The sequence below is a fragment of the Saccharothrix sp. HUAS TT1 genome (assembly GCF_040744945.1).
Taxonomy (GTDB): domain Bacteria; phylum Actinomycetota; class Actinomycetes; order Mycobacteriales; family Pseudonocardiaceae; genus Actinosynnema.
Genome location: NZ_CP160453.1, coordinates 2,492,330 through 2,504,100, shown reverse-complemented (window position 1 = coordinate 2,504,100; position 11,771 = coordinate 2,492,330). Strand labels below are relative to the sequence as shown.

Genomic DNA, 11,771 nt, shown 5'->3' with positions numbered 1-11,771 from the left:
CGGTCGCATGACACGCCGCGTTCTGGTGGTCGAGGACGACCTGACCATCGCCGACTCCGTGGCCGCGAGGTTGCGCGCCGAGGGGTTCGAGGTGGAGTTGGCGCACGACGGCCCGACCGCCGTCAACCGGGCGCGCGACGTCCGCCCCGACCTGGTGGTGCTGGACGTGATGCTGCCTGGGTTCGACGGGCTGGAGGTGTGCCGCCGCATCCAGGCCGAGCGGCCGGTCCCGGTGCTCATGCTGACCGCCCGCGGTGACGAGACCGACCTGCTGGTGGGGCTCGCGGTCGGCGCGGACGACTACCTGACCAAGCCGTTCTCGATCCGCGAGCTGGCCGCGCGGGTGCACGCGCTGCTGCGGCGGGTGGAGCGGGCGGCTTCGGCGGCGGCGAACCGGATCGCGGTGGCGGACCTGGAGATCGACCTGGCCGAGCGGCGCGTGGCGCGCGGTGGCGAGGAGGCGCACCTGACGCCGACCGAGTTCGAGCTGCTGGTGCACCTGGCCGAGCGGCCGCGGGCCGTGCAGTCGCGGGAGCGGTTGCTGAACGAGGTGTGGGGGTGGGCCGACGGCACCGGGACGCGGACCGTGGACAGCCACATCAAGGCGTTGCGGCGGAAGCTGGGCACCGACCTGATCCGGACCGTGCACGGCATCGGCTACGCGCTGGAGGTGCCCCGGTGAGCCTGCGGTCGGCGTTCCTGACGGCCGTCGAACTGCTGCCGCGCCCGCTGGACCCGGTGCGGTCGATCAAGCTGAAGCTCGGCATCCTGCTGGTGTCGGCGATGGCGGCGGGGTTCGCGTTCTTCCGGTGGCGGATCGGGTGGTTGGCGCCGGGGACGACGTTCGGCGCGGTGGCGATCGTGCTGGTGACGTCGCAGGTGCTGGCGCACGGGATGACCAGGCCGCTGCGGGAGATGACGGCGGCGGTGCGGGCGATGCGCGCCGGCGACTACAGCCGGCGGGTGCGGGCGACGGCGCGGGACGAGGTCGGCGAGCTGGCCGGCGCGTTCAACCAGATGGCCGCCGCCCTGGGCGCGGCGGACCAGCAGCGGCGCGAGCTGATCGCGAACGTGTCGCACGAGCTGCGGACGCCGATCACCGCGTTGCAGAACGTGCTGGAGAACGTGGTGGACGGTGTCGAGCAGCCGGACGCGGCCACCATGCGGACGGCGTTGGCGCAGACCGAGCGGCTGGGCAGGCTGGTGGCCGAGCTGCTGGACCTGTCGCGGATCGACGCCGGCGCGCACCGGCTGGACAAGGCGGAGTTCGCCCTGGAGCCGCTGCTGGAGGAGGTCGTCGCCGAGGCTTCGGTGGCCGCCCGGGGGGTGCGGTTCACCGTCGCCGTGACGCCGGTGGAGGCGGTGGTCTACGCGGACGAGGCGCGGTTGGCCCAGGTCGTGGCGAACCTGGTCGACAACGCGGTCCGGCACGGGCCGGCGGGCGGCGAGGTCCGGGTGTCGGCGAGCGTGGGCGCGGAGCTGGTGCTGGAGGTCTCGGACGACGGGCCGGGCATCGCGCCGCAGGACCGCGAACGGGTCTTCGAGCGCTTCACCAGGGGCGAGCGGGCCGGCGACGGGGGCACCGGCCTGGGCCTCAACATCGCCCGCTGGGTGGTCGACCTGCACGGCGGCACCATCGCCGTGGTGGACGGACCGGGCTGCCGCATCCGCGCCACCCTGCCGGCCACCGGGCCGACGACGACCTAGTTCGCGCAGAGCGCTGCCCCGCAAGGGTCCCCGCCCAGGGGAACCCTGAATTCGATTCAACCACGGACCACCGACAATTCCGGCGCCTCAAGCCGGCCGTGCCACAACAACCGCGTCCGACAACGCGCCTACAACAACCGCGCCACAACGACGCGACCACGACAACCGCGACCACGACAACCGCGCCCACAACCGCGACCACGACAACCGCGCCCGAAACAACCGCGCCCGACAACCGCCGCGAGTTCGGCGGGCGGTGGCGCACGCCCTGGAGGCGACACCGGATGACACCCAACCGCGTACTGCTCACCGGCGCCGTCGCCGGGACCGGGGCAGCCGTGCTCCTGCCCCTCGACGAACCCGGCCTGGGCTGGGCCCTCACCGCCGTCCTCGTCTTCGCCCTGCTGCGCAAGGTGAAACCGGGTTGGGCGGCCCTCTCCGCCGCCCTCTTCGGCGTCGGCGCGTTCGTCGCCGCCGACTGGCTCTTCACCCTCTGCGCGATCGCCGGGTGCGCCGCCGGGTCGCTCGCGGTCGTCGGGGGGCGGACCGCGCGCGGCCTGGCGCTCGGCGCGGTGGCCGTGCCCGCCGCGACGATCCGCGCGGTCCCGTGGGTGGCCAAGGGCGTCCGCGAGGGCGGCACGCCCGCGCTGGCCCGGCCCGTCCTGGTGACCGCCGCCCTGCTGCTGGTGTTCGTCCCACTGCTCGCCGGGGCCGACGCCGCGTTCGCCGACCTCCTCGGCTCGATCACCCCGGAAGAGGCGTCCGGCCAACCGCTGGTGCTGTTCCCGGCCGTCGGTCTCGGCACGGTCGGCGCGGCCTACCTGCTGGTCGCCCCGCCGAAGCCGGTGGAGGCCGCCGGTCTGCCCCGCCGCCTCGCCCGGCGGGACTGGGTGCTGCCGGTCGGCGCGCTGGTGCTGCTGTTCGCCACCTTCGTCGCCGTCCAGGTCAACACCCTCTTCGCGGGTGACGAGCACGTGATCACCACCGCCGACCTCACCTACGCCGACTACGCCCGCAGCGGCTTCTGGCAGCTGCTCGCCGTCACCGTCCTCACCCTGGGCGTCATCGCGTTCGTCGCGAGCCGGGCGCACCTGGACTCGGTGACCGACCGCCGTTGGCTGCGCGGCCTGCTGGGCGCGCTCAGCGCGCTCACGCTGGTGATCGTCGCCTCGGCCCTGACCCGGATGTGGCTCTACCAGCAGGCGTACGGCTTCACCGTGCCGCGCGTGCTCGTCGCCGCCTGCGAGCTGTGGCTCGGCGTCGTCTACCTGATGGTGCTGGCGGCGGGCGCGCGGCTGCGGGGCGGTTGGCTGGCGCGCGCCGTCGTCGGCACGGGGTTCGCCTCGCTGGTCGCCCTCGCCGCGCTCAACCCGGACCGGTTCACCGCCGAGCGCAACGTCGAGCGCTGGCACGCCACGCAGAAGGTCGACGTGTGGTACCTGGCGACGCTCTCCGACGACGCCGTGCCCGCCCTCGCCTCGCTCCCGGCCGACCTGCGCGGCTGCGCGCTGGAGTTCCGCCGGGTCGGCCCGGACGACTGGCGCTCCTACAACCTGGCCCGGCAGCGGGCCAGGGACGCCCTCGCCGGGCTCAAGCGGGCCGACTGTGCGCGGTGACGTGGTCGGCGACGAGCAGCGCGACCGCGCGGGCGTGCGTGACCGGCGCCCAGTGCCCGGCGTCGATCACCCGCCGCCGCACGTCCGACGCCCACAGCTCCACGTCCTCGTTGATCTCGCCCGTGACGTACTTGTCCCGCAACGGGTGCACGAGCTGCACCGGCACGTCGGTCCGCCGTTCGCGGGGCGAGCGCAGCCGCGGGATGAAGTTGGCCCGGTACAGGGACATGCCCCGCACGCCGTCCCGCACGACGGTCGGCGACACCTGCGGCGACACGCCTTCCACCTTCCGCAGGACCTTCTCCCAGCGCGGCCCGACGACGTGCCGCCAGACCAGGGGCGCGACGAACGGCAGGTGGAACGCGGCGATGTACCAGGAGTGCAGCAACTGCTTGAGCTGCTTGGGCCTCGGCCGGCGCATCCAGTGGCCGACGTGGTCCAGGCACGGCCCGGACATCGACGTGAACGACGCGATCGGCGCGCCGGGCGTCGTCACCGCCTCCCACGACTGCACCGAGCCCCAGTCGTGCGCGGCGACGTGCGCGGGCGCGTCCGGGCTGACCGCCGCGATCACCGCGAGCAGGTCGCGCGCCAGCACCGGCAGCCGGTACGCGGCCAGCCCGCGCGGCGCGGAGGACGCCCCGGCGCCGCGCACGTCGTACGTCACCACGTGGAACTCCTCGGCCAGCAACGGCACGACGCCGTCCCACACCCGGTGCGTGTCCGGGTAGCCGTGCACCAGGACGACGGTCGGCGCGGACCGGTCGCCGTGCTCGAACACGGCGAGCCGCGCACCCTCGGACTCCACGAACACCGCTGCCTCCGAGCCGCCGAACGATTGCTACGCCTGCGTAGCTTTGTGAAAGCTACGACACCGTAGCAATATGGCCCGGTGACGACAACGCGTCGCAGGTACGCCCCGCGCCTGCCACCCGGACAGCGGCGCGACCAGCTGCTGGACGGCGCGCTCGACCTGATCGCCGACGGCGGCTTCGACGCGGTGACGATGGAGGCCGTGGCCAGGCGGTCGGGCGTGACCAAGCCGGTGGTCTACGAGCTGTACGCGAACCGGGCCGAGGTGGTCGCCGCGCTGCTGCGGCGCGAGGCGGAGCGCGCCACCGGACAGGTGCTGTCGGCGATCCCGACCACCGACTTCGGCGACCGCTCGCCGGAGGAGGTCTACACCGACGCGGTGCGCGCGTTCGTCGACGCCGTCGTGGCGTCGCCCGCCCGGTGGCGGCTGGCCCTGCTGCCGCCGGAGGGCACGCCGGTCGAGTTCCGCCGCCAGGTCGAGTCGGTCCGGGCCCAGGTCCTGGCCCAGGTCAGCGCGCTGGCCGAACTCGGGCTGAAGGCGTGGGGCAGCACGGCCCCGGACGCCGAGCTGCTGGGCCACACCGTGCTGGCGCTGGCCGAGATGGCGGGCCGGCTGGTGATCACCGACCCGGAGCGGTTCCCGCCCGAGCGGCTGGTCGCGTTCGTCGGCCGGGTCGCCCGCGCGCTGCCCGGCAGTGGGGAATCTCGCACTTCGCCCGTTCCCGGTTGAAACACGCCTGAACTACTCCGTTCGCGGGTACGGGTCCCCAGACGTACCCGCGCAGAGGAGGTGCCTTCTTCGTGCTCGCAACCGTCATCACGTTCGCCGGATCGCTGCTGGTGGCCCTGCTGGCCGTGACGCTCGTGCACCGGGTGGTCCGCCGCATCGGCCGCCGGTCCGACCTGTTCGCGGGCCTCGCCCGGCACGCGCACCGACCCGCGCTGGCCGTGGCGGTGCTGGTGGCGGTGCAGTTCTCCCTGGGCGTGGTGGCCCACGGCGAGTGGCGGCCCGTCGCGCTGCACGTCACCGGGATAGCGCTCATCCTCGCCGGCGCGTGGCTGCTCGCGTCGCTGCTGGTGGTGATCGAGGACGCCACGCTGGCGCGCATCCGGGTCGACGTGTCCGACAACCGGCACGCGCGCCGCGTGCACACGCAGATCACCCTGGTCCGCCGGGTCACCGTGGTCGTGGTGAGCGTGCTGGCCGCGGCCGGGGTGCTGATGACGTTCCCGGGCGCCCGCGCGGCGGGCACGAGCATCCTGGCGTCCGCCGGTGTGATCGGCGCGATCGCCGCGCTGGCCGCGCAGTCGTTGCTGGGCAACGTGTTCGCGGGCGTGCAGATCGCGTTCAGCGACGCGCTGCGGCTGGACGACGTGGTGGTCGTGGAGAAGCAGTGGGGCCGGATCGAGGACATCACCCTGACCTACGTGGTCGTGCACCTGTGGGACGACCGGCGGCTGATCCTGCCCACCGCGTACTTCCTCAAGTCGCCGTTCGAGAACTGGACGCGGACCCAGTCGGCGCTGCTGGGCACGGTGGAGCTGGACGTCGACTGGACGGTGCCGGTGGAGGAGCTGCGGCAGGAGCTGCGGCACGCCCTGGAGCAGGGCGACCTGTGGGACGGCCGGGTGTGCGTGGTGCAGGTGACCGACGCCGTCGGGTCGTTCGTGCGGGTGCGGGCGCTGGTGAGCGCGTCGGACGCCGGGCGGCTGTGGGACCTGCGGTGCGTGGCCCGGGAGCACCTGGTCGACTGGCTGCGGTCGCGGCACCCCGGCGCGCTGCCGCAGGTGCGGGTGCGCGACCTGCCCCGCACCGCCGGTCGGGCGCCCGCGCAGTCGTCGAACGGGGCGTCGGACAACCGGGTGTTCGGCGAGAGCCAGGACGGCGAGGAGCGGGTGCAGGCGTTCAGCGGCCCCGACCAGTCCGTGCAACCGCGCTGACCCCGCGTTCCGTCCTGGGGACAGGACCGGTTCGGCTGGAGGGCTCATGCGAAGACTCGTGGCACTGGCGCTGGCGGGGTCGGCGCTGACGGCGTCCGCCCTGGCGGGCTGCGCGCAGCAGCAGGGGCACACCGGCTCGGCCGGCACGCCCGCCCCGCTCACCACCGCCCCGGTCAGCACCACCCCGGTCACCACCGCCCCGCTCACCACCCCGGCCGACGCCTCGGAGGTCCCGGTGCCGCCCAAGCTCAGCCCGCACGGCGAGGACGTCCTGGCGCGGGCCAAGCGCTCCGGCGCGCGGGCGGTCGTGCTGACCGTCTCCGCGGACCGGGGCAGCACCGACCAGGTGGCCGACCGGGTCCGCGCGCTCGGCGCGACCGTGGAGGCCACCGACCCGACCATCGGCTACCTGCGCGTCTCCACCCCGGTCGAGCTGGCCGAGCGGGTGGCCGCGGTCGAGGGCGTCAGCCGGGTCGACGTGGACGAGCCGCTGAGCAACGCCGACCCCACCCCCTGATGACACCCCCTGACGAAGTTCCCCGACGAAGCTCCCTGACTGCAGGACCGGTGGAACGGCTCAGGGCCACCCCCGCGGCGAACGCGGGGGTGGCCCTGAGGTCTTCAGCGGGGTGGCGTCAGGCCACGTTCCGCACGATCACCGCGCCGCGACCGACGACCGCGCCCTCGGAGGTCTGCACGGCGAGCTCGCCGCGCAGCACCCGGCCGGGGCCGGCCGGACCGGACACGGTCACCGTGCCGGGGACCGTCCACGTCGACCCGGCGGTGCGGTCGGCGTCGGCGTCGGTCACCGCGACCGAGCCGAGGCCCGGGGCGACGAACAGGTCGATGTAGTCGTACTCCGTGGTGCCCGCGGGCACCTCGTAGCCGTCGACCTGCACCCGCCACGCGCCGGCGGCCGGGTTGGCGATGGTCACCGACTCCTCGGAGTCGCCGTCCGCCGCCTGACCGGCCAGCACGCAGGAGCCGGACGCGCAGTTGTAGACGAACAGGTCGAGGTCGGCCGACAGGTCCGCCGTCTTGCCGATGGTCGCCCGCAGCGACGTCGCGCCGGGGGCCACGGTCAGGTCGTACACCTGGACCGCGGCGTCGGCGATGGTCGGGCGGTCGATCCGCGCGCTGGCCAGCGAACCGCCGACGAGCTTGCCGTTGAACGCGGCCAGCGAGTTCGTCACCACGTACTCGCGGCTGATCGGCGTGCCGATGACGGCAGACTCGATGGTGTCCGGGTTCGGGCTGACCGACGTGCCCAGCACCGACGCGGTCACCGAGAACGGCGCGGCGTCGGCGTCCGAGGTGCGCCGGGACTCGACCACGATCTCCCACACGCCCGGCACCGGGTTGCTCACCGTGCGGCTGGTCGGCGACCCACCGGCACAGCCGGCGCCCGCGTCGGGGTTGTAGCAGTTGGTCGAGGACGTGGTGTCGAACGGCACGCCGTACGGGTCGTAGCGCAGGAACCGGACCTGGCCCTTGCCCTCCGCGCCGCCCGCCGCCATGTCGACCTTCAGCGCGCTCGTGCCCGCGGGCACGTTCACGAACAGCCGCTCCGACTGGTTGCGCGCGACCGTGCCGGTCTTCGTCACCGCGTACTTGCCCGCCGCGGTGAAGTCCTCCGCCGCGAACACCGTGTTCAGCGTGAACACGTCGATGCCGCGGGTGGCCGGGTTGTCCAGCTTGAGCACGGCCGAGTGCGCGCCCGCCTTGGTCGGCTTGACCTTGACGTCGAACGTGACCGGCGTGTTCAGCGGCAGGCTGACCAGGGACTTCGACTTGAACGTGCCGTCGTTGCCCTGCCACTTCACCAGGAACTGCTGGTTGCGGTTCGGGCCCGTGGTGCGGGTGAGGGTGTACGTGCGGGTGTACTCCTCGCCCACGCTCACGCCCTCGCGGTCGTGGATGCCGACACCGGTGTTCGGGGTGGCCAGCGAGCCCGACAGCGCGGTGTTCACCGTCACCGACGTGCTGACCGCCTGCGTCTCCGGGTGCGCGTTGAGCTGCGACCACGCGCGCTTGGTGTCGAACAGGCCCGCGCCCTGCTCGAACGCCTGGAGGGTGGAGACCCACTTGGCGCCGGACTGGATCGCGTTGCGCAGCGCCGCGACGGGCGGGCGCTCGCCGTTGTGCTCGGCCTTGTAGGCGCTGACGAGCAGCGCGGCCGCGCCGGTCGCCTGCGGCGCGGCCATCGACGTGCCGTTGAACATCGCGTAGCCCGCGGGCAGCTCGTAGGTGCCGGCCACCGGGCCGGGCGCCTGCCACTGCGGCGTGGTGGAGATCGCCGAGCCGGGCGCGATGATGTTCGGCTTGAAGCCGCCGTCCTCGCGCGGGCCGCGCGACGAGAAGCCGTGCAGGCTCTCGCGCTGCTGCGTCTTCGAGCCGTAGTTGGACAGCCAGGTGTCCTTGGTGATGTAGGAGCCGACGCTCACCGCGTCCGTGGACACCGACGGGTCGCCGACGGTGTTCGCGCCCGCGCCGCTGTTGCCCGCGGAGATGAACACCTGGACGTTGTACTCGGCGATGGTGCGGTTGTAGAGCTCCGCACGCGCGTTGTTGCCGTCGTTGAGGGCGGGCAGGCCGCCGATGGAGATGTTGACGACGTCCGCGCCGTTGCGCGCCGCGTACAGCAGGCCGTCGATCAGGCCGCTGTTGGTGCACGACGGGGTCGACAGGCAGACCTTGACGCCCATCAGCTTCGCGCCGGGGGCCGCGCCGGTCATCTTGCCGCCGAACATCTTGTTGGCGGCGGTGATGCCCGCGACGTGCGTGCCGTGCGCCGCGGCCGAGATGCCGATGTTGACCCACGCGGCGCCGTTGGCGTCGTAGATCGACTTGTCGGTCTGCACCACGAACGCCACGGTGTCCAGCACCGGGGTGGCCGGGTTGTCGGCGCCGAAGTGGCCGACGTCCTTCTTGTACTTGTAGTCGATCATCGCGGCCTGGTCGGTGAAGTCACCGTCACCGTCGACGTCGACCCGGACTTCCTTGGTGGTGATGTCCTGGAGGACGCCGAACGCGTCCGTGCGGTCGCCGTCGCGGTTGATGTCGCCGCCGGTCTCGCTGTTGGCCAGGCCCAGGTCGCCCGCGGTCTCGCGGAACAGGCCGAAGCTGTACGGGCCGCCGGTAGCCGGCGCCTTGTAGGTCGCGCCGCCGCTGGTGAACGAGCCGTTGTAGCGGCCGGCCACCTGCAACCACGTGCCGTCACCGGAGTTGGTGGCGTTGGCGTTGTACCAGTCGACGATCTTGCGCTCGCCGGTCGTGGTGGTCGCCAGCGCCGGGTGGTCCAGGTCGATGCCGGAGTCCATGACCGCGATCGTCGTGCCGCGGCCGTCCCACTTGGGGTGCGCGTCGGTGAACTGCGCCGCCTGCGTGTCCTGCGTCGGCATGTACGGGTTCTTCTTGGGCGTCTTGGCGCCCGGCGCGGGCTGCGGCAGCGGCGCGGTCGCGCCGTCGGGACGCGGGTCGTCGAGGACGACCAGGCCGTCCACGTCCACCGAGTCCACCGACGCCAGCTCGGCCACCTTCTCGGCCCGGTCGCGCGGCACCGACACCTTGAGGTAGTCGACGTCACGCTCCGTCGACTCGACCACGCCGCCGAGGGCCCGGAGGTCGTTGGTCGCGGAGTCCAGCTCGCCCTCTTCGGCGGCGACCAGGAGCGTGACGTTCGCCTGCCCGGCCTGCTCGGCCTCGGCGATGCGCTCCCGGTCCTGCTTGTCGAGCTGCTTGTCGGCGGGCGCGGGCGCGGTCTGCGCCTCTTGCGCGACTGCCGACCCGGCGGCGAAGCCGAACCCAGTGGTGCCCAGCACGGCGGCCAGCAGGGCCGCACTGGTGCGGTGTCTCCACCGACTTCCTGAGTTGATCACGGCGCAAACCCTTCGTGGGGAAAGATTGGCGCAAGCACATCTCCCCGACCCCCGGGTAACAATCGGACGAACAGCCCAATGGAAGTGTCCTTATTGGACTGAACAGCCTATTGCGCGAACGCGCGAGAAGTGCCGCAGAACACCGGAACGGGTGCGGCACCTCCAGTCAAGAGCCGACCGGCCGGAATGTCAACCACTGTCAACGGTGAACCGCCCGGACCTGCGAGGAATCGGTAACAAATCGCACATCAACGCGATGGCGAGCACACTGGTCGACATCGTGGACCCCGCACCGATCGACCTGGTAGCCGACGAGCTGTACGCCCTGCCGCCGGCTCGGTTCGTCGCGGCCAGGGACGCCCGCGCGCGGGAAGCCGCGGAGCGCGGCGACCAGGCGTTGGCCAAGCAGGTGGCCGCGCTGCGCAAGCCGACGTCGTCCGCGTGGGCGCTGAACCTGCTGGCCCGCGAGGGCGCGTCCGACCTGGCCGAGGCGGTCGCTCTGGGTGACGAGCTGCGGGCCGCGCAGGAGGAGCTGCGCGGCGGGGCGCTGCGGCAGCTGGGCGCCCGTCGCCGGGCCGTGCTGAGCGCCCTCGTGCGGCGGGTGGAGGCGTTGGCCCGGGACGCCGGCCGGCCGCTCGGGCCGGACGCCGTGCAGCAGGTGCGGACCACGTTGACGGCGGCGCTGGCGGACGACGTGCTGGCCGCGCGGATCAAGGCCGGGCGGCTGGTCAAGCCGGTCGAGCAGTCCGGGTTCGGGCCGTTGAGCGGGACCGCGACGCCGGTGCGCGACGACCTGGCGCCCCGCCGCGAGCAGCGGCGGGAGCGGCAGCTGGAGCGGGCCCGGGACGACGTCGGCAGCGCGCGGGCCGACGTGAAGAAGGCGGACGCGGCCGTCACCGAGGCCGAGCGGGCGCTGGCCGAGCGCGAGGAGCACACCGCGACCCTGCGCGCCGAGCTGCGGCGGGCGCAGCGGGCGGAGCAGGAGGCGTCGACCAGGCTGGCGCGGGCCGAGCGCCGGGCCGAGGCGGCGCGGGACAAGCTGGCGGGCGCGGAGGCCCGGATGGGCGAACTGCGCGGCGACGCCTGAGCAGCCGTTCCCGCACCTCTCGCACCACCTCCCACCGGCCACCCTCGCAGCGCCCCTCACCGCCCTCACCGGCCGCCCCGCACCACCTCCCGCCACCCCGCGCGAACACTCGTGGTGATGCCCGACACCCCACCGCCCCCCGGGGAACACCCGCAGGTCACCACCCGTTCTACTGTTGGTCGGCACGTGGACGCCGCACCGGACGTCAGGCCCGCAGGGCACCTCCCCCTCGGCCCGCGCGGCACCTCTCCCCGAGACGTTGCAGGTGCGCCCACGCATGCCCGACCACCGCCGGCCGTTCCGGTTCCCCCCACCGAACGGCCGGCGGCCTGATACCGCTCCCAACCCGACTCACCGATCTCGGCGAGTTCCCGGAAGTACTCCTCGCGCGGCGGCGCGGGGCGAACAGGATCAACATCGACGCGGGGTCGTCGGAGTCGTTGCGGAAAGCGTGCACACCGCCCTCCGGGACGTACAGGAAATCGCCCGCGGTCGCGTTCACCCACGTCTCGCCGTCGTACAACCGGACCGTTCCTGAGATGACGTGGAACGACTCGGAGAACGTCTTGTGGAAGTGCGCCGCCGGACCACCGGCGGGCGGCCGCATCCGATGATCGGCACCTCCGAGACCGGCCGCCACACCGCGCTGACCTCGCCGACGTCCCCCGTGTACGACACCGCCACCACTCCCTAAGGTGAATTTTCTTCAACTATCGTCCAGCGCCGCGC

The 11,771-nt window shown here is 73.3% G+C and carries 10 protein-coding genes; 7 read left to right on the top strand and 3 right to left on the bottom strand.

The window, feature by feature from the left end:
• Positions 1-7 precede the first annotated feature (7 nt).
• The 3 genes from AB0F89_RS12225 to AB0F89_RS12215 all read left to right on the top strand — a co-directional run bounded on the left by AB0F89_RS12225 (position 8) and on the right by AB0F89_RS12215 (position 3,323).
• Positions 8-682 (top strand): response regulator, encoded by a 675-nt coding sequence (locus AB0F89_RS12225; RefSeq protein ID WP_367135566.1) that lies wholly within the window; start codon positions 8-10, stop codon positions 680-682.
• Complete coding sequence (locus AB0F89_RS12220) at positions 679-1,707, top strand: sensor histidine kinase (protein WP_367135564.1); 1,029 nt, start codon at positions 679-681, stop codon at positions 1,705-1,707. The genes AB0F89_RS12225 and AB0F89_RS12220 overlap by 4 nt, the downstream gene beginning before the upstream one ends.
• A gap of 284 nt (positions 1,708-1,991) precedes the next feature.
• The gene (locus tag AB0F89_RS12215; protein WP_367135562.1) at positions 1,992-3,323 is read left to right on the top strand and encodes a DUF4153 domain-containing protein; all 1,332 of its coding nucleotides are present in this window, start codon (positions 1,992-1,994) and stop codon (positions 3,321-3,323) included.
• On the opposite strand, the gene AB0F89_RS12210 is transcribed toward AB0F89_RS12215, so the two are convergent.
• Positions 3,298-4,137, bottom strand: coding sequence for an alpha/beta fold hydrolase (locus AB0F89_RS12210; RefSeq protein ID WP_367135560.1), 840 nt, complete (start codon positions 4,135-4,137; stop codon positions 3,298-3,300). The two genes, AB0F89_RS12215 and AB0F89_RS12210, sit on opposite strands and share 26 nt — an antisense overlap.
• Positions 4,138-4,215: 78 nt before the next feature.
• Here AB0F89_RS12210 and AB0F89_RS12205 point away from each other — a divergent pair, with 78 nt between their 5' ends.
• The 3 genes from AB0F89_RS12205 (at position 4,216) to AB0F89_RS12195 (ending at position 6,594) form a co-directional block, all read left to right on the top strand.
• Positions 4,216-4,866 carry a TetR/AcrR family transcriptional regulator gene (locus tag AB0F89_RS12205; RefSeq protein WP_367135558.1) on the top strand — a complete coding sequence of 217 codons (651 nt, stop codon included), beginning with the start codon at positions 4,216-4,218 and terminating at the stop codon, positions 4,864-4,866.
• Positions 4,867-4,937: 71 nt separating this feature from the next.
• Positions 4,938-6,077: a mechanosensitive ion channel family protein gene (locus AB0F89_RS12200; protein ID WP_367135557.1), complete on the top strand. Its 1,140-nt coding sequence runs from the start codon at positions 4,938-4,940 to the stop codon at positions 6,075-6,077.
• 46 nt (positions 6,078-6,123) lie between these two features.
• Positions 6,124-6,594 carry a hypothetical protein gene (locus AB0F89_RS12195; RefSeq protein WP_367135555.1) on the top strand — a complete coding sequence of 157 codons (471 nt, stop codon included), beginning with the start codon at positions 6,124-6,126 and terminating at the stop codon, positions 6,592-6,594.
• Between the two features lie 118 nt (positions 6,595-6,712).
• On the opposite strand, the gene AB0F89_RS12190 is transcribed toward AB0F89_RS12195, so the two are convergent.
• Entirely contained in the window at positions 6,713-9,898 is a 3,186-nt protein-coding gene (locus AB0F89_RS12190) for a S8 family serine peptidase (protein WP_367135553.1), read from the bottom strand.
• Positions 9,899-10,211: 313 nt separating this feature from the next.
• On the opposite strand from AB0F89_RS12190, the gene AB0F89_RS12185 reads away from it, so the two are divergent.
• Positions 10,212-11,042, top strand: coding sequence for a hypothetical protein (locus AB0F89_RS12185; RefSeq protein WP_367135551.1), 831 nt, complete (start codon positions 10,212-10,214; stop codon positions 11,040-11,042).
• A 205-nt stretch (positions 11,043-11,247) separates the two neighbouring features.
• On the opposite strand, the gene AB0F89_RS12180 is transcribed toward AB0F89_RS12185, so the two are convergent.
• Positions 11,248-11,649, bottom strand: coding sequence for a cupin domain-containing protein (locus AB0F89_RS12180; RefSeq protein WP_367135549.1), 402 nt, complete (start codon positions 11,647-11,649; stop codon positions 11,248-11,250).
• Positions 11,650-11,771 lie beyond the last annotated feature (122 nt).